Source organism: Methylomonas sp. Uni0009 (assembly GCF_054188105.3).
The window spans coordinates 3,784,656-3,803,449 of the sequence record NZ_JBTAFN010000001.1 but is presented as its reverse complement, the minus strand read 5'-3'; the positions used below and the strand labels follow the sequence as shown (position 1 = coordinate 3,803,449).

The following is an 18,794-nucleotide window of genomic DNA, read 5'->3' as shown; positions in this document are numbered from 1 at the left end:
GTTGCCGGCGAACTAAATTTTGCTAACGCGCTGCTGCATGTACGCGGCAAATTTTGATTTAATTTCCGGGTGCAGCAAACCGTATTCAACATTAGCCAACAAGAAACCGAATTTTGATCCGCAATCGTAGCGATTACCTGCAAATTCGTAAGACAGCACTTGCTCGTCTTTCATCAACGCGGCAATCGCATCGGTCAATTGAATTTCGCCGCCTGTGCAACGGCCGGTATTTTCGATTTTTTCAAAAATCGCCGGGATCAGAATATAACGACCAACAACGGCGATGTTAGACGGCGCCACTTCATTTTGTTTAGTTCCAAAGCTGATGCATTGTTACCATATGATTATAATAAAGAGTTATGCCGAACGGTAACTCATACGGGAATCAATCGGGTATCAGTGTTTTATAACGTGGGGACGATTTTGGTAAAGGCTACGGAGTCGGATACCACAACCACAATCCCCACTATGGGCAGATCAATGCCCTGCTTCGCCGGCAAAGAAGATTTCTTTGATCATGGCAGTTATCTGCAGGATTGGGTTGCCGCTATTTTCTCATCTGATGATTTGTTCGAGGCACCCAAATGTAGCTGTACTTTTGTCCTATAATTAACTGTGCAGATAAATATTACAAAATTTTCAACATTAAAATTACAATACGATGCTATCAAACAACGATTTACAGCAAATTCGCGAAAAATGTATTTCAGAATCACAAATTATTTATCAGCTTAAAAGTTTTGAAACGGGTTTCCCGTTTTTGAAAATTATTAATGCTGCATCGCCAGATCATGGTATTACCATTGCTTCGGATGCACAAATTAATGAGTTGTTGGAAACATGGGATGCTTATTTAAAAACCGATGCTTCAATACTCAAATTTGTTCCAGCATCGGGTGCGGCCAGTCGTATGTTTAAAGATTTATATGAGTTTTTGGATGCCGATTATGCCGAACCAAAAAAACCTGCTGAAATCAAATTTATTACTGAAATTAAAAACTTCGCGTTTTACGATGCTTTGAACGAATGTTGTTTGAAAAATAATAATAAAAGTATTGATGATTTGATTGAAAATGGAGAGACGAAAGCTATTGTGTCTAATTTATTAAACAGTAATGGCTTGAATTATGGTGCGTTGCCTAAAGGCTTACTTTTATTTCACACATATAACAACGAAAAACGTACTTCGCTACAAGAGCATTTGGTGGAAGGTGCATTGTATGCTTCTAATGCATCGAATGAAGTCAATATTCATTTCACAGTTTCAACTGAACACCGTCAACTGTTTGAAAAACATGTAAGTGATACGCTTTCTGAATACGAAAATGTACTGGGTAAAAAATTCAACATTAGTTTTTCAGAACAAAAGCCATCGACTGACACTATAGCTGTCGACGAACAAAATCAACCATTTCGCGAAAATGGAAAATTAGTTTTTCGTCCCGGAGGACATGGCGCTCTTATTGAAAATCTGAACGATTTAAATGCAGATGTAATTTTTATTAAGAATATTGATAATGTAGTTCCTGATTCTCTGAAAGATCAAACAGTTAAATACAAGAAAGCTATTGCAGGCTTATTGATTAAACTTCAACAAAAAGCGTTTGAAAATCTTCAACTATTGGAGAACGATAACATCTCCATTTCAAGCTTACATGAAATTGCACTGTTTTGCGAAAAGGAACTTAATAATATTCACCCTGAAATTAATAAATTGAATGAAAGTGAATTAAAACAGTATCTGAAGTCAAAGCTAAATCGTCCGATTAGGGTTTGTGGCATGGTTAAAAATACCGGAGAGCCTGGTGGTGGTCCTTTTCTTACTGTAAATGTAGATGGAACAGTGTCCACTCAAATTCTCGAAAGTTCGCAAATTGATTTATCAAATCCTGCTGAAAAAGCTAAAATGATGAATTCAACGCATTTTAATCCTGTTGATTTAGTATGTGGAGTGAAAAACTATAAAGGCGAAAAATTTAATCTTTTACATTATGTCGACAACCAAACCGGATTTATTTCATCGAAATCGAAGGGTGGTAAAGAATTGAAAGCTTTAGAGTTGCCCGGACTTTGGAATGGAGCCATGAGCGATTGGAATACAATTTTTGTTGAAGTTCCTATCGAAACATTTAATCCGGTAAAAACAGTGAACGATTTGCTTCGTCCTGAACATCAAAAATAAGATAATTTGTTTCCAATTAAAATTATTGAATCATATTTATTTAAAAGGTTTATCACATTATTTGTAATGAGCTTTGTTATCTGCATACTTATTTTCTCGATGCAGTTTCTTTGGAAACATGGCGAATTTAAAAGTGATGTGCGCGATCTTTCTTTAACCTGCAGTTGCTATTTTCTACTCCGTATAGGTTAGGATGATCAGTTCCTTAAGGTTTTACTTTGACGAACGGGTGATGTGTGCCTAACCTTATGGCAAAATTAAATAAGCACTGTAAGGTCTTTATTTTAGGCGATAATGTAAGTTTATTCCCAACTCTCAGCACGAGATATAGCAATGATAAAACTGTTATGCACCTTTTTGGTAGCATTGATACCGGTAAAACCGGCTTTTAGTCAGGACTTGCTGGAAACCTATCAGCTAGCGAAAGCCAATGACCCGGAGTTTAAAAGCTCGGATATCAATAAGCTTGCTACTGCCGAGATCAAATCGCAAAGCATCGCGCAGATGTTGCCGAATCTTTCCTTCAGCGCCAACAGCAGCCGCAATCGCCTGGAAAGTACCAGCTTTCTGGGAACCACATTGCAGCATTACTGGGACAGCAAATTGGGCATCAATTTGAAACAACCGGTGTTTCATTGGGACCATTGGGTGCAGCTCGATCAAGCCGATAACAAAATTGCTCAGGCGGAAGCGCAGTTTCAGGCCAAACAGCAAAATTTAATTCGCAGAACCGCCGAAGCGTATTTCAATATACTGGCCGCGCAAGACAATCTGGAATTTGCCAACTCGGAAAAAAAAGCCATCGAAAAACAATTGGAACAAGCCAAACAGCGGTTCGATGTCGGCATCATCGCCATTACCGATGTTTACGAAGCACAAGCCGGCTATGACAGGGCCCTGGCCAGCGAGATCGAAGCACAAAACCTTTTGGATAACAGCAAGGAAGCCTTGCGGGAAATCATAGGCGAGAATGCCGCCGAACTGAACAGTTTGCAGGCGCAAATCCCGCTCAGCCCGCCCGCACCGGAGGACTTGGCTTCCTGGTCGAATACGGCGGAGAACAATAATTTCTCTATCGTCGCCCAAATTAATCAAGCCGAATACGTCCGCAAAAACATCGAATTACAACAATCCAAACATCTGCCCACCCTCGACATCGTCGCGCAATACAGCGAAATGGACACCGGCAACCGCTACGGTTTACGCGGCGACAATGAAAGTTTCGGATTGCAACTCAACCTGCCTTTATACGAAGGCGGCGGCACCTCTTCCCGCAGCCGGCAAGCGGCCTACGAGTATGAAGCTGCCAAAGAAGATTTGACTAAAGTAAAACGCAGCATCAATCGCGGCGTTAAAGACGCATTTCGCGGCGTGGTGTCCAGCATCAGCAGAGTCAAAGCATTAGATGCCACCAGCAAATCCGCCGAAATGGCCGTGGAAGCTGCTGAAGCCGGGTTTGAAGTCGGCACCAGAACCATGGTGGACGTGCTTACCGAACAGCGCAATTTATACAAAGCCAAGAGCGATTACGCCAGAAGTCGCTACGACTATTTGATCAACGGCATCAAACTCAAAGAAGCTGCCGGCAGCCTGAATGAACAGGATCTGGAACAGATCAATCAATATCTGCAGGGAACATTGAGTAAGAACTAGCCCATCGGCGGAGTGTTCGAGGCCGCTCGCCAATGCCGGGCGTTATTGGCACAACCATGTGCTGACCATGTAGGTTTCGGCTATAAGCGGTAAATGTCCAGCCGAAAGCAGATTTAGGATGTAGTGAGTTTCCAAACTTTTGTTAATGCAGGAAACTACGCTTTAGTTCGTTTAGCGCATCCTCAACGACTAAGGCCGCATGCAGCCAAGATCCGGTGGCAAGCAGCCCACCGGAGCCTTAATCGATTCATGCAAGCCTCGGAATCATCCCGTCATCGCTTTTAGCCTTGCGCGCAAGCCTTTTAAGCTCGCGCACGAGACTTTTCGCTATCGTCGCAAGGCTTTTTGGGTTGCGCGCAATTCTAAAAGCCTTGCGGACTCACTTAAAAGCTTTGCGGGCAACACAAAATCATTTGTTCGCCGGGCACAACGCCTAGCGTGCAAGGCTATTAAGCTTGCGCACAAGCTATTTTGCTATCCTCGCAACGCTTTTGGGTTTGCCCGCAACCCACCAAGCCTTGCAGGCAAAGCAAATTGATTTGCTCGCCCGGCAAACTGCCTTGCGCGCAAGGCAGTTTGGTTTGCATGCAAGAGAATTTGGCTTTCGCGACTAGCAAAATGCGATTCTCGTTTGGCTCCAAGGCTTACTAACGGGGAACAGCTAACCGCCCCTGCGGAAACTATGGCATCCGTTCGGGAATTGGATACAGTCGATCACGTTATTGGTGGTGGGGTTTGACGGCCATCGGCCAAGAGCGGACGGACAGCTATTTTTTAAAAACAAATTGAAGCAGACAACATTGATTCATTTGATTTTTAACAAATTGAAAGAGGAGGAGGATTTTTGAAGAAAAAAAAGGTTTTACAGCCTGATGAAATCTTTTCATCAGGCCCTATTCAAATTGCGCGGTATGGAAAAAATGTCGTATTTAGCTCCAACTGGGTGAAGGGGCAGCATGAAAAGATGCAGCAAGAATTGGCTAGGCAATACCCCGCTGTCGTTAAAGAAATAGACGAACTCGTTGATAGCATTGTATCTGTTGTGCAAAGGCAACCAGCGGAACAACTTCTACATCGTGCTTGGACTAATCGGCTTATGTCTTGCCAGCATATTGAAGTAGAAGCCGATGTTGGAATGGAAGATGCCCATGCGATGCGGATGGTCGATTATGTGCAAAGCATTATCGCCGCATCGCCCCCCAGTTTAGAGCAACAAGATGAAGTTTCCGAGGAAGACTGGCAATATCTCTCCGTTCAAGTTCAGAAGCTGTTTCAGAAAATCAATTTCGAATATCACATTTGCGCTACGGCTAAAAGGAAATTATCCGGCGATGATTTCGATTATGCTATGGAGACATTTCTCTTTAAATCGCAGATGCACTGGTGCAATGTGCGAGGCGATAACTATCAAGTTCATCAAGTTCAATCGCTCGCAGACTTATTAATTCCTCAGTCGGATATTATCCATAGAGCCTTTGGGATTTCTGGTGAGTATTTGATAGCTGAACTGGAAAAAATCTGGCATAGCCTAACCTTTGGAATTCAGGATGCCATGGAAACCTTTGATCGTCTGCGGTTAGAGGTTATGGATGATGTGCAGTTACTATTGGAGGATGGAGTATCTGAAAAGGGCAAAAGCATTCCTGAGCTAATGCAAATTTCGTGTGACCGCCTTGGTTGCAGAGAGGAACTTGAAAACAGCATGAGTTCATTGTTTGGGATGACTTTATTTGATGTTGGGCGACTCACTAATCTCCCCACTGTTTTTCTTGAAGAGTTCTCGTGGATGCCTGGTCAGGATCAAGAATTTCTGGCTGCCGGAGAGTTTAGAGGCTGGCCGCTAAGAATTTGGCCCACATACAAACGCCCCTTTATAAAGCTTGGTGGTCGATATTATTGTTTCGATATTCATAGTCTGTTTGATAATTTTTTTAGGCAAATTGAGAAAAAAATTTATCTTCAGTCGGAGGCGGAAAAGCAGGCTTGGATTGCTGGACGAAAGGCAGTATCCGAAGCATTGCCGATCCAATATTTCGAGCGACTACTACCAGGTGCTACAGTCTACCCAGAAGTTTATTACCAATCGCAAACAACCTCTGGTGGTTCAAAGAAGTGGTGTGAGGCCGACTGTCTAATTTTATTCGACGACCATCTATTTGTAATCGAAGTCAAAGCAGGAGCGTTCACGTATACGTCTCCTGCAACTGACCTACCGGCATACATATCATCTTTAAAGGCGTTGGTCCAAAGCCCAGTCGAGCAAGGAGAACGTTTTGTAAAATATTTGCAGGGTTCGGAAGAAGTTCCTATCTTTGATGTAAGGCACAGGGAAATTGCCAAGTTAAGGAAGGGAGGATTAAGGGTTATTACTATTTGCGCTGTTACGCTTGACTCATTTACGGAAATTGCTGCTCAGGCTCAACATCTTCGCAAAATAGGAGTAAAAGTCAGCAACGATCCGATTTGGTCACTCTCTCTGTCTGATTTACGAGTTTACGCAGACATATTCCAAGGGCCGCTTGAGTTTCTACACTTTGTAGAACAGCGCATGCTAGCTGCAATTTCCAATCGTTTAGAGTTGGACGATGAACTCGATCATCTCGGGCTATATTTAGAGCATAACAATTATTCCATGCATGCAGAGAATTGTTCGAAAGACAAATTGGACACGCTTCGCTACCACGGTTACCGATCAGAGGTGGATCGGTACTTCTCTAAAAAGCTAATTGGAGAAACGACACCGGTTTTACCAGTGCAGAAAATGCCGCCTCGGCTGCGTGAAGTATTAACTTTTCTGAACTCAAGCCCAATTCCTGGGCGCTCGAATATAGCGAGCTACTTGCTTGATCTCTCTGGCGATTGGCGAGAAAAGCTTTTTAACTGGATTGAGACAGAGTTAAACGACCTACCATCGCGGGGACGATGTTTGCCGATGTCAACCCATGGAGAGGTTCGGTTAACTATTTTTGTTAGTATGCCAAACGTTACTCAATATGACCGCGCTAATGCAATCCACCACGTTCGTACGGTCTTGATAAGTACCAACGATCCTGATCGTTCATTGCTGGAGCTTTCATATGACAACGATGGCACACTTATTGGTTTAGATTGGTCAATCATTAACCTTGAAGGTTTGTCAGTTACAGAACGTGACCGATTGAAACAAGCAGGGGAAAAGCTCAAAGAAAAGCGCATTACTAATGCAATTAGATCGTCAGGGAAAATTGGTCGAAATGAATTATGCCCTTGTGGAAGTGGACAGAAGTTCAAGCGTTGCTGTGGTACCAACAAATGAATTATTGCCTGTATTGATGTCGTTCTGTCATAGGTGAATCGCGGCAATGGGGCGGTTTCAACAATTTCCCATTTCCAAAAACCATCATTCGGCAGTGGCGTAAGCCTATGTGAATCCATGACCCAAAGTGTTACGAATAAACCCCAACACAATGGATTTTTGCTTTACCACTATTGTCGGCAGGTTAATATAGCTTTAGCAAACACCCCATCGCTGCTTTCCAGCAAACTAAAGTGTTGTTTGGCGCGGGTGATGCCGGTGTAAATTAATTCGCGCGTGAGGACCGGGCTGATGTTTTCCGGCAAGACCATTGCCACGTGATTAAACTCCGAGCCTTGTGATTTATGCACGGTAATGGTGAAAGCAGTTTCCACATCCGGCAGGCGCATTGGCGAGATCCAGCGTATTTTCAGATTGGCCGACGGCTCGCCACCGGCATCGGCACTGGGAAATGCCACTTTAAGCTTGCCGCTACTGTCTCGCAACGCAATGCCAATATCGCCGTTCATTAAGCCCAGGTTGTAGTCGTTGCGGGTGATCATCACCGGCCGGCCTTCGTACCACAGGGCCTGCTTGGCTTTGGCAAACAACCATTCTTCGATGCGCTGATTAAGGCCTTCCACGCCCCACGGCCCTTTCCGCAATGCCGACAACACCTGAAACGCATCGAAGGCGGTCAACACTTGCATGGCCCATGCGTCGTATCGTTCCGCATTGTCCGGCCGGCCATTATTGATTTGCGCTAAATAATAGCCATAACCTCGGCGGACGGCGTCCCCGCTATTCATCACCAGCTTTCTTAACAAGCTATTGGCGGCATCCGCAGTTGGGTGTTGGCGTAAGGCGATATATTCTGCGCGCGGTTCGGGTAGCAAATCGGGGTACTGTGCCGTGTCAGCTAAGATGGCCTGAGCCTGCAAAGCATCGCCCTGATTCACGGCTTTAGCCAATTGACCAATACCGCTGTGGGCATCGAAACGATGACTGTGCCGCAACATAACGGTTTGTTGATTAATCGCAGAACCTGGCGCAGTGGCTGGTTTGAGCGGTTCGCCGGCATAAGCAGCGATCCAAGCCAGCGTTTCCGCATCATAAGCCGCGTGTTCGGCACCGCGACATAAATCTCCCATCACAGAACCGGCCTCGACGGAAGCTAATTGATCCTTGTCGCCTAGCAAGATCAACTGGGCGTTTACCGGCAAGGCTTCCAATAGCGACGCCATCATTTCCAGATCGATCATCGACGCCTCATCGACGATCACGATGTCGGCGACGATAGGATTGTGACGATCATGTAGAAAGCGCCGCGAGTCATGCCGGCTACCCAGCAAACGGTGCAAGGTGCTGGCCTTTCGGGGAATAGTTTGTTTAATGCTGTCGTCGATAGCCAAGTTATCGAGTGCCTTGGCAATCGATTCGCTGACCCTGGCCGCCGCTTTGCCGGTCGGTGCCGCCAGCAAGATATTCAGATTTTTGGGTTTATCGCTTTCCTGTTGCGCCAGTTCAATCAACAAGGCCAACAGTTTGGTCAAGGTAGTGGTTTTACCGGTACCCGGCCCGCCGGTGATGATGGCAAAGCGCGCGCGCAAGGCCAGGACGCAAGCGATTTTTTGCCAATCCGGGCTTTCCGAGCTGGCGGGAAACAGCGTTTGCAAGCGTTCCGCCAAGGACGCCGGCAAGCTATCCCGCGCCGGTTGCAAGCGTTGCATAATACAGGCTTGCGTGATTTGTTCGTAGTGCCAGTAACGCCGCAAATACAGCCGGTTACCCGCCAAAACCAACGGCGTATCGCCCGCTCCTGATGACACCAGTCTTGATTGCGATAGCGCCGCTTGCCAGCCTTCAAGGCTATACACTTTTAAGCGCGCCAACTCGACCACCGCCGCGTCCTGCTCGACTACCCAAGCGTCATCGGCCGGGATAGCCAGCGTCATCCCTGGCTGCTCACAGAGTTTTGCCAAGTCCAAATACACTTCGCCTCTATCCAGCTGATGGCTGACCAAGGCTCCTGCCCATAGCACTTGGTCAGACGCCGCTGGATCGAGATCCAACAAAAACCCCACGAAGGCCCGATTCAAATGACTCAACCAGCCTTTCGCTACCCAGTGCTGCATACTGTCTATTACCGCCGCTTGCCGGATCATGACGAGGCTCCAAACAACGCATCCAAGCGCTCAATCAATAGCCTGGGTGGTTTTTCGAATACCTGCCCTGCCCTTGGCCCTTTCGCGCCTCTTAAGAATAAATACAGCCCGCCTCCGATGTGCGTCTCGTAGTCGTAAGCATTACCCAGCCTGACTTTCAGCAAGCGATGCAAGGCCAGTAAATACAGGCAGTATTGCAGATCGTAACGTTTAGCCAACATCGCTGCCACCAAGGCCTCCTGCGTGTAAGCCGCATCGTCGGCACCCAAACTGTTGAATTTATAATCGACCACGTAGTACCGCTGATCGTGCACGAACACCAAGTCGATAAAACCTTTTAACAGCCCGTTTACTTGGCCGGGCAGTAAGCCCGGACGGGCTTGCCCGCCGAAGGTGTGGCGGCTGACCAAGCGGTCCAGTTCCTCAGTGTCCACGGTATCGGCGCCCAGCAGAAATTCCAGCTCGGCTTGATAGGCATTAGCTTCTAACGCAGCCAAACTAACATTGGCGTCCTCCAGCAAGGGCATGTTCAACCAGTGCGACAAGGCGGAACCGATGACGGCATGTTTGTTCTCCCATTCGCCGCCGACAAATCGTTTTTGAATCAATTCTTGTCTTAAGGCAGGATTTGCGGCCACATTGGCAAAACCCCATTGCGCGCATTCCTCCAGCAAGTCGTGAATCAACACGCCGGGACCGGCGCCTCTGGGCAAAGCGTGGACACCGGACAATGGCTTACTGAGCGCAGCAGCAATTTCGGCTTCGTCGTTTTGCTTATCGTCGTGGGCGGTTTCAAACTCCGGCAACAGCCGAGACTGATCTTCCGCAGGCGTCAGGTGGTCCGCGATGTGCAAAGCACTATAACTGGCTATCCACCAGTTACTGGAAATTTTGCCAAGCGGCACGCGCGCATCAAAGCCACCCCTTTCAACCAAGACCGGGCTATAGCGCGCGTCGTCAATTTCCGGTAAGGGCGTTATCGAAATCGCGTCACAGCTGCCTTTCAGTTCAATCAATTGCTCGGCTAAGGCGCTGATGGGCATTTTGGCCTGCCAGTTAAGCAAGGCGCCCATGGCCGATTTTTCCAACTGGCAATCCTTGGTACTGCCGGATTTGACCGGCGCAATACCCAACCAACAAGCATGCCGGGCTCGGGTCATTGCTACATACAGCAAACGCAAATCTTCCTGCAACCGCTCTTCGTCGCTGATGGCTTTAATGCGCTCTTGCTTATGCAAGTCGATTTGCAAATCTTGGTTTTCGTCGTGATAACGATAATAGGCATTGAAGCGGCCGCCCACTTCCCGGAAGCTGCAAATAAACGGCAAAAATACCAGCGGATATTCCAGGCCTTTGGATTTATGAATCGTGACCACTTTAATCAGATTGGCATCGCTCTCCAGCCTGATGATACCGTCATCGCCGGCTTGGCTACCTCCCGCCTCTATGGATTCGGCCAGATACCTAATCAGCGCCTGCTCGCCTTCCAAATGCGTGCTGGCGCGTTGTAACAATTCGGCCAGATGCAGTAGATTGGTAATCGACCTTTCGCCTTCGCTGTCGTCAATCAGGCGGGCGTGTAAGCCATAATCGTTAATCAATTGCCGCAGCGCGGGCAAAATGCCGTCCCGTTGCCAGCGTTGTTGATACGTCAGAAAGCGTTCCAGATGCAATTCCCAGCCGGGTTCGTCCAAGGCGAGTGCGTGCAGCGCTTGGTAAGACCAAGCGAAGGTCGCCGAACTTAAGGCCGCTCGCACCTTGCGCTCATTACGCGGCTCGGCCAGGGCATTTAACCAAAGCAACATGTCGACTGCTTCGCCGCTGGCAAAAATGGAATCGCGTTCGGACAGGTAGACACTACGCAAGCGGCGGCGCGCCAAGGCGTTGCGTATCGCCGCCGCTTCGGTGCCGCTGCGGACCAGGATAGCTATGTCGCCAGGCTGCAAGACCGGCATGCCGGATGCCGAACTAAACCCAGTTTGCCCCGCATCAGCTGACTTCAGTAATTTAACAATCTGGCTTGCCGTTACGTCCGCCAGCCTTTCCCGATAAGCCGGCATGCCGACCGCGCCCTCGGTTTCCCAATGCCAAAGCGTTAAGGCCGGGGCGGGTTGCTTATCGATAACCCAAACCTCATCGCGACCTTGGGCCTTGACCGGCAAAAAAGGTAAAGGATTGTCCTGTTCGGTTTTAAAGCGGAATGCGCCCCGCTCTTGCTGATCGGCTTGCAAAAACACCTGATTGACCGCATCGACTAACACCTGGGTGGAACGGTAATTGGTGCCCAGGGTGTAATGCCGGCCTTGAGTATCGCGGTGAGCCTTAAGATAAGTGTAAATATCCGCGCCGCGGAACGAGTAGATAGCTTGTTTCGGGTCGCCGATCATTAAACAAGCAAAATCTCCGCCGGCTAGTGTGGAGTAGAGCCTGGAAAAAATCCGGTATTGCAGCGGGTCGGTATCCTGAAACTCGTCGATCAACGCAATCGGATACTGCTCGCGAATCACCTGCGCTAGCCTGTCGCCATTGCGGCCTTGCAGCGCGTTATCCAAACGAATCAGCATGTCGTCGAAGGTCATCCTGGCGATGCGTTGCTTTTCAAAATCGTAACGCTGCCTGATCCAATGCACGGCGTGCTTGATCAGCTCGACTTTTAAACTAGGCAGCGCCGCCAGTTGCGCCGGTAATCTGCCTATCGCGGCAAAACCGGGATGGTCCGGCGGCGTCTGCCCTGGATTGGCTAATTGTGCCATGCCGGCCGGCGACAGATTCTCAAAGCCTTTACCAATGTCCAGCGTATCCTGCAAGGGGTCCAGGCTCCATGCCTCGATTTTGTCCAGCCAGTTGCGGCGGTTAGCGGCGTTGTAATTTTTCGCGGGCAGCACTTTGGTTTCTATAGCCGCTTCCAATAGTTCGCGCACTTCCGGCAGCCAACTTCGCCAAGGCGCTTTTAAAGCCTGTAGCTCAGTCTTCCGAATGGACACCACTGCGGCAATCAAGGCTTTGATGGGCTGACCGTCGGCCAAGCTAAAAGGTATCGGCTCGGCGTTACCCAGCAGCGAACGCACCGCCAGCAATAACTCGTCCGGATGTTTGAACAGCGCATACAGGCTAGCAAAATCGGCATCGTTGGACATGTCGTAATAGAAGCTGCGCCAATAATCCCGCACCACTTCATTCAACAATTCGGTATCGTCGGTATTGACCTCCTGCCGAAACAAACTGCCGCTATCGAAAGCATGTTGCTGCAACATGCGGTTGCACCAACTGTGGATGGTATAAACCGCCGCCTCGTCCATCCAGTTGGCCGCCAATTCCAACCGGCGGGCACAGGCCGGCCAGTCTACTTCAGGATAAGCGCCACGGATGTCTTGCAAGAAGGCATCCTTCGTCGGCAATTGCTGGCGGAAGAAGCGCGCGGTCTGGCGCAAGCGCTCGCGTATGCGTTCCCGCAGTTCCTTGGTGGCGGCCTCGGTGAAGGTCACCACCAAAATATCCGGCGGCAATAGATACCGGCTGGGTTCGACGCTATCGGGATGGTGTCCCAAAATCAAGCGCACATATAAGGCCGCGATGGTATAGGTCTTACCGGTGCCGGCACTGGCTTCGATCAGCCGCGTACCCGACAACGGAAATTCAAGGGGGTTGAGCGGGATAGCAGTGGTCATACCGACGCCTCCCCTGCCGCTGGTAATTCGCGGATATGCGCCAACATCGGCCGATACAAATTATCCGCCCAATATGCAAAATCCTTTTCTGCGTCAAACGCCGTCAAACTGGCAAAATTGGGAAAGAAGCGCGCCAGATAGGCGTCGTATTGCACTTCGCCGGCATTCCAGTCATCGCCGTCATATCTGGCTTGGGCTTTTTCCCGCGCAGTTTCCGGCGGGGCGGCAAGCCAACTAAATGCGGTGCGGCAAGCCACGGGCAATGGGGCTTGCACGCCCTCGTGATAAGCAGCAACCAGATCTTGCAACTGTTGGTAAGCGTCGTCTTGCTCGACAATGGGCATTTCAATCGCCGTGTCGGCACCGATAACCAAGGTGGTTACCGGCAAGCTATCGGCGCAAGCCGCCAAATGCTGTAGCCACTGCAACAATAAATTCGGATACTTGATGGATTTGTCTTTATTCAACAGATTTTGCGCCGTCAAATGCAGCAGACCAACTTGCTGGTTGTGCCGGCGCAGTTGACTAAGATCGCCGGTCAGTTGCACCGTCACGCCGCCGGCCAATACAAAAGGGGCTAACTGCAACACATGCGGCTCTAAAACCTCTGACCATACAAAAGCCAACTCGCGATAACGCTCCCAAGCCGCTGTGACCGGCTCGGCTAAGGCCTGGAAACTCGCCTGGGCAAAACCGCCCAAAGGCAATTGGCCTTTCTGCGTCATCACGGCCTGCTGCCTGCTTAGGTATTGTTCCAAGTCGTCCGGATGCTCTGCGGTTAAACCTTGCAGTAATTCATCGCTGAATAAATAGGCTTGCAGATTATCGACTCCAAACGGCTCGCAGTCTTCGCTGGTAACGGCCAGGCTATCAAAGCCAAATTTCAGGGTTTGGTTACAAAAACTTTTCACCGGCGCGCGTAAAAACCGCGCAAGTGATTCCAGGCTCAAGGCGTAGGTTTTATCATCCGAGCTGGGGACGATTTGCCCGTTAAGCGGCTGAGCGGCGGCTGGTACAAACCATTCCCTGGCATAGGTAAAAAGACAGGGATCGCGGTGCTTTTGCACATAGGCTTCGCTAAAAGGTTGCAAGGGATGCGCGACGGTAATTCTCTCCAACAACGCGGGCTTATCGGCAAGCGCCCAGCCCTGCGCCAGTACATCGCGCAATTGACTGATTAAAACCGAAGGCGGCCGCTCGCTGTTATCGCGGATACTGCGGCCTACCCAGCTGATATACAGCTGTTCGCGCGCCGACAGCAACGCTTCCAGAAACAGATATTGATCGTCTTGCCGGCGCGAGCGGTCACCTGGGCGGTATTGACCGCGCTGGCTCATCAAATCGAAACTGCGGGCCTGTTGATTGCGCGGATAGTCGCCGTCGTTCATGCCCAACAAGCAAATCAACCGAAACGGAATAGCCCGCATCGGCATCAAGGTACAGAAATTCACCCGGCCGCTGAGAAAGCGTTGATGCAAGGACGGTTCGTCAACGCCAGCCAGCCAAGCTTCGCGTACCACAGGGATGGGCAGGAAATCGGTCTCGCTTAAACCGGCTTGTGCGCAGTGTCTGGACCAGCTCGTTAAGGCACTTGTTAGAGTTTCCAGCGTTTTTCGCTCGCGCTCGTCGCTTACTTGAAAAAAATCGTTCAGCAGTTCGGACAATAGCTGCTGCCATTGGGCCGGCGGATATTCCAGCCGTAATAGCTCTGCGTATTTTTCCAGGGTTTCCAACAGAAACGCCAGACCGCCCAGCCATTGCGCATCCAGACCGCCGATTTCTTCGTAAGGCTGAATCTCATCGAATGCGGCACCGGCACCGACCGCATACCCCAGCAGCATGCGCCTCAACCCAAACTGCCAGGTATTGGCATGCAAGTTAGCGGGCATATTGACTCGTTCCGTGCGCTGCCGGGCGTTCAAGCCCCAGCGGATGCCGGATTCTTCGATCCATTGATGCAGTTTAGGTATAGCGGTTTCGTCAATCTCAAACCGCGCCCGCAAGGCCGGCACTTCTAGCAAGCCCAGAAATTCGCTAACCGCAAACCGCGACTCGGGTAAATTCAACAAAGCTTCCACGGCAAGCAATAGCGGATTTTGTCCGCGCTGTTGCTGATCGGCCAGACTATAGGGAATATAACGCGGATCGTCGCTTTGAATTTGGCCGAATACCGCATGGATATGCGGCGCATAGGTATTGATGTCCGGTACCATCACAATGATATTGCGCGGATACAGAGGCTTGCCATTTTGTTGCGCACTCTCGAAGCACGCCAACAGTTGATCGTGCAGAATTTCGACTTCACGCTGCGGACTGTGGGCGATGTGAAACTGGATCGACTCGTCGGCGTTGGCCAGCAAAACAGGTTGCTCGGGCAAGGGCTCCATATCCAGTATCGACTGTTGCAGATGTTGCAGCAAACTCCGTTGCCCCGCTTCGCCGTAATCCTTGAACATGTCGATTTTACTATCGGGCCAATGCCAGTTGGCGTAGGCTCGGGTTTCGTCGAAATGATCCAACAAACGAATATAATCCCGGCCCTGTTTGCCCCAGGCCGCCAATAAGGGCGGCGCCTGTAAATGCAGTTCCGCATCGCTTAACGCCGCACTCATACCCAATTTATAGGTCTGGCGGCGGCGTTCGGCTTTCAGCAGTTCCTTGTCTTCGATGATGTCGGCCCAATAGTGCTGGCAAGGGTTATGCACAAACAACACGATCTGACAGAATCGGCCCAATTTGGCCAACACTTCCAGCGATTGCTGCGGCAGGGAAGACAGGCCGAACAACACGACGCGGCGCGGCATACCGGCGGGTCGGGCAGTCAAAGTATCGATTTTAGCCATGAATTGGGCGTGCACCGCTGCCCTACTGGCAAATGGCGAGGACTCCTCACCCAAATCCTCGAGAACCGCTCGCCACAGTGCGGCTTGCCAGCGTTGCGCGCTCGGCAACGGTTTGATTTCGCCATGACCATTGCGCAACACATCCTGTCCTGCCGCCCAATCCGACACCCAATCGGAGCGATACACTTGATATTGGTCAAATAGATCCGCCAGTTGTTCGGCAAGTTGGTGACGTTTGCGGCAATGACTGTCGTCGGTCAAAAAACTGGCCAGGGTTTCGAAGCAGGGTTGTTGCAACAAGCCCGGCAACAGTCGATATAACCGCCAGGTCAGTGGGTCTTTGGCTAAGGGTTGCTCGGTGGGAATCTGCTCGCCCAATACGGCCCGGTAAACACTCCAGATAAACAAGGACGGCAATTGAATTTTCATCGCGGCGGCAATGCCCAGAGAAGAATTTTGCGCCAGACTTTGCTTCAACCAATGCCCCATGCCGTTGCTCTGCACCAGAAAAATCTCGTTTTCCAAGGGCAGCAAGGGATGTTGTCTGAGCCAGTACTCGACCACATCGCGAAGCTCTTCCAGTTGATTGGAGTGAATCACGGCAATGCCGTTATCTAGGGAGTGGGCGTGACCTGCTGCGGGCATATAGGCTGAAATAGTTTAGAGGAGCGGTGCGCCTATTATCGCCGCTTTTGACTGGAGCATCGAGACCTTGCGAATTAGCCGCAATACAGTCTTAGCTATCTATGCGTTTCATATCGGCATGACAAGATGTTGGATCGGACCAGACGAGGTATCGGCAACCACCCGATTGCGGCCTTGATGCTTGGCAAGGTATAGCGCCTTGTCTACGCGATCAAGGAATTGGTTTTCGTGCTCGGCAATGGAAAACTGTCCGACACCTATGCTGATAGTGACTTGTATCTGCTCGACGAAGGAATGGTCTTCTATCGTGGTACGCAAGCGATTTGCAAACTCGACGGCATCCTGAAGAAGTGTATGCGGCAGCAAAATCGCAAATTCTTCCCCACCCCAGCGAATGGCGTCATCGCTGCATCGGACCACGCTCTTCAGTTTCAAGCTGATGGCTTTCAAGATTTCGTCGCCGATCAAGTGGCCGTGCGCATCGTTAATTTGTTTGAAAAAATCGATGTCCAATAGCAACAGCGAAAACGCCGGGGCATCATAACGCCGCATGCGCCCGATTTCATCGCCCAGCCTTTTATCCAGCATCCGTCTATTGCCAAGTCCGGTGAGAGGATCGGTCAACGAGGATTTTTCAAAGCCCTTGGCCTTGGCGTCCAGAATAGCCACCAGCTCTTTGAGTTCACCGGCATGATGTTTGATTAAATCAATCCAGGTGCCATAGGCAAATCCCACCAGTTCACTCTGCGTAACGACACCTACCAACTGGTTTTCCAGATTCACCACGATGGAGCGTTTGATGTGACAGGTTTTTAACTGCGCGAGCGCGTCTTGAATAGTTGAACTGACCTGGGTGGTAATGACCGGACTCGTCATGTACTCCCGGAGCGGTCTGTCGGTGGTATCCGCAGCGGAAATCAGTTTAAAAATATCCTTGGTGGTAATGATGCCTATCGGTATTTTGGCTTCGACCACAATGATGGAATCCTCCATTTTTTGCAGATGGTTCAGCACATCGTCCAAAATCCAGTCCGCGGTAAAGGTGACAGGCTCTATTCTGGTCACCAACTCGCCGATGGTTTTCTTTTGCACCAGAACGGTAGGATCGACCGCCGATAAAATGTCGGTATCGGTCAATATACCGACCAGGCTCTCCGCGGAATCCACGACACCTAGATAGCGGTCGCCATTGTTTTCAAGGATTTCGAATGCGGTCAGAATACGTTCATTTTCGAAAACGCAGGTCATCTTGCGTAATGTCAATTCAGCCAAGGTGGCATCACTGCTGCCGCCCGCGTGCAGATGCCGCAGCAAGTCTTCAACGGAAAATACAAAATATTCGTCGCCGATCTCCAGCACCACGCTGCTGACGTTATGCTGGTCTATCAACTGCGAGACCGAACGAATAGTCATATCTAAAGTCGCTCGCAAAAGTTGTTTTTGCGCAATCGACCCAACCGTTGGAAAAATTGTAAATTCAGTCACGAGCGTCTCCAATTTGGCTATGCCTTGCGGTTATTGCTTGCCGAAAAGTAGTTTTGTTGGGTAGCAAGGAGGGTTAAGCCAGAGATTTTTGGCGTTTCTCACGCTTGTTGCTTTGTTGGGTGTTCAATATTTTAAACGGCGGGATAGTGACCAAATCATTCGGTCCTTGGCGCGTATTTGACTTGAAGGTATCGTGCAACCTCAGAAGATCGGTAACCGTTTTGGCGTTGGTTTTACGCATTAAATTAGCACGATGCACTTTGACGGTTTTTACGGAAATATCCAGTTTTTCGGATATTTCCTTGTTGGTGTGGCCCAGTACCACCAACTCGCAGGTTTCAATTTCGCGTTTGGTCAGATTACGGAATTGATTGTTGATAGTGGTCGCGAACTCATACTCGAAAAACGCCAGTTCAAGGCATTTGCGGATCTGTTCCAGACTGAAAGGCTTTTCAATAAAATCAAACAAACCGGTTTTTATCGAACGCAAGGTCGTTGAGAGATCGCTTGAGCGGGTGATACAAATCCGCGGGTATTCCAGTAATAAGCCCAACTCGGAACCGGACGGCGATATTTCGACCACGTCCGGGTCAAACACCATCACAAAGGCAATATTTTTGCTGGTTAAATTCGCCTTATTGTCTACGATCCAGCGAGCCAACTCATCCCGACTGGCAACATATTCCACGTTGGCTTGCAAGCTCTCTCTGACCCGATTGATACCTTTAAAGGACGAGACCTCCCGGTCAGCAACCAAGATTAATCTATCGGTTTCCAAAATCTGCAGCGCCATAGTCTATAAAAGTTGATACAAAGGTTCACATTCCAAAGCTTGTCAAGTGTACGTAAGTCCTAAGTTTTGTCTATTGGGCTAAGGTC

General features: G+C 49.4%; 10 protein-coding genes. 3 read left to right on the top strand and 7 right to left on the bottom strand.

All coding sequences use genetic code 11. The features are described from left to right. Positions 1–12: 12 nt before the first annotated feature. Complete coding sequence (locus ACWAU0_RS17450) at positions 13–300, bottom strand: hypothetical protein (protein ID WP_503428537.1); 288 nt, start codon at positions 298–300, stop codon at positions 13–15. Positions 301–661: 361 nt separating this feature from the next. Between ACWAU0_RS17450 and ACWAU0_RS17445 the strand changes: the two genes are divergently transcribed. After that, positions 662–2,182 carry a DUF4301 family protein gene (locus ACWAU0_RS17445; RefSeq protein ID WP_458137423.1) on the top strand — a complete coding sequence of 507 codons (1,521 nt, stop codon included), beginning with the start codon at positions 662–664 and terminating at the stop codon, positions 2,180–2,182. 333 nt (positions 2,183–2,515) lie between these two features. Next, on the top strand, positions 2,516–3,835 hold the full coding sequence (locus ACWAU0_RS17440; protein ID WP_458137422.1) for a TolC family outer membrane protein: 1,320 nt from the start codon (positions 2,516–2,518) through the stop codon (positions 3,833–3,835). Positions 3,836–4,284: 449 nt separating this feature from the next. On the opposite strand, the gene ACWAU0_RS17435 is transcribed toward ACWAU0_RS17440, so the two are convergent. Next, positions 4,285–4,422, bottom strand: a complete 138-nt coding sequence (locus ACWAU0_RS17435) for a hypothetical protein (protein WP_458137421.1) — start codon at positions 4,420–4,422, stop codon at positions 4,285–4,287. A 257-nt stretch (positions 4,423–4,679) separates the two neighbouring features. On the opposite strand from ACWAU0_RS17435, the gene ACWAU0_RS17430 reads away from it, so the two are divergent. Continuing rightward, a complete protein-coding gene (locus tag ACWAU0_RS17430; protein WP_458137420.1) occupies positions 4,680–7,130 on the top strand; it encodes a YecA family protein in 2,451 nt (816 codons plus the stop codon). Positions 7,131–7,300: 170 nt separating this feature from the next. On the opposite strand, the gene recD is transcribed toward ACWAU0_RS17430, so the two are convergent. The 5 genes from recD to ACWAU0_RS17405 form a co-directional block, all read right to left on the bottom strand. Further along, complete coding sequence (gene recD / locus ACWAU0_RS17425; protein WP_458137419.1) at positions 7,301–9,274, bottom strand: exodeoxyribonuclease V subunit alpha; 1,974 nt, start codon at positions 9,272–9,274, stop codon at positions 7,301–7,303. Next, complete coding sequence (recB, locus tag ACWAU0_RS17420) at positions 9,271–12,942, bottom strand: exodeoxyribonuclease V subunit beta (protein WP_458137418.1); 3,672 nt, start codon at positions 12,940–12,942, stop codon at positions 9,271–9,273. The genes recD and recB overlap by 4 nt, the downstream gene beginning before the upstream one ends. Beyond that, positions 12,939–16,385 carry an exodeoxyribonuclease V subunit gamma gene (gene recC, locus ACWAU0_RS17415; protein WP_523070817.1) on the bottom strand — a complete coding sequence of 1,149 codons (3,447 nt, stop codon included), beginning with the start codon at positions 16,383–16,385 and terminating at the stop codon, positions 12,939–12,941. The genes recB and recC overlap by 4 nt, the downstream gene beginning before the upstream one ends. Positions 16,386–16,538: 153 nt before the next feature. Continuing rightward, a complete protein-coding gene (locus ACWAU0_RS17410; RefSeq protein ID WP_458137416.1) occupies positions 16,539–17,915 on the bottom strand; it encodes a GGDEF domain-containing protein in 1,377 nt (458 codons plus the stop codon). A 73-nt stretch (positions 17,916–17,988) separates the two neighbouring features. Continuing rightward, positions 17,989–18,708 carry a response regulator transcription factor gene (locus ACWAU0_RS17405; RefSeq protein WP_458137415.1) on the bottom strand — a complete coding sequence of 240 codons (720 nt, stop codon included), beginning with the start codon at positions 18,706–18,708 and terminating at the stop codon, positions 17,989–17,991. Positions 18,709–18,794 lie beyond the last annotated feature (86 nt).

What these genes read in the sequence shown, in the direction of transcription:
- recB (WP_458137418.1), bottom strand. Translation starts at nt 12,942, where the DNA reads ATGACCACTGCTATCCCGCTCAACCCCCTTGAATTTCCGTTGTCGGGT.
- recD (WP_458137419.1), bottom strand. Translation starts at nt 9,274, where the DNA reads ATGATCCGGCAAGCGGCGGTAATAGACAGTATGCAGCACTGGGTAGCG.
- ACWAU0_RS17445 (WP_458137423.1), top strand. Translation starts at nt 662, where the DNA reads ATGCTATCAAACAACGATTTACAGCAAATTCGCGAAAAATGTATTTCA.
- ACWAU0_RS17405 (WP_458137415.1), bottom strand. Translation starts at nt 18,708, where the DNA reads ATGGCGCTGCAGATTTTGGAAACCGATAGATTAATCTTGGTTGCTGAC.
- ACWAU0_RS17440 (WP_458137422.1), top strand. Translation starts at nt 2,516, where the DNA reads ATGATAAAACTGTTATGCACCTTTTTGGTAGCATTGATACCGGTAAAA.
- ACWAU0_RS17435 (WP_458137421.1), bottom strand. Translation starts at nt 4,422, where the DNA reads ATGCAAACCAAACTGCCTTGCGCGCAAGGCAGTTTGCCGGGCGAGCAA.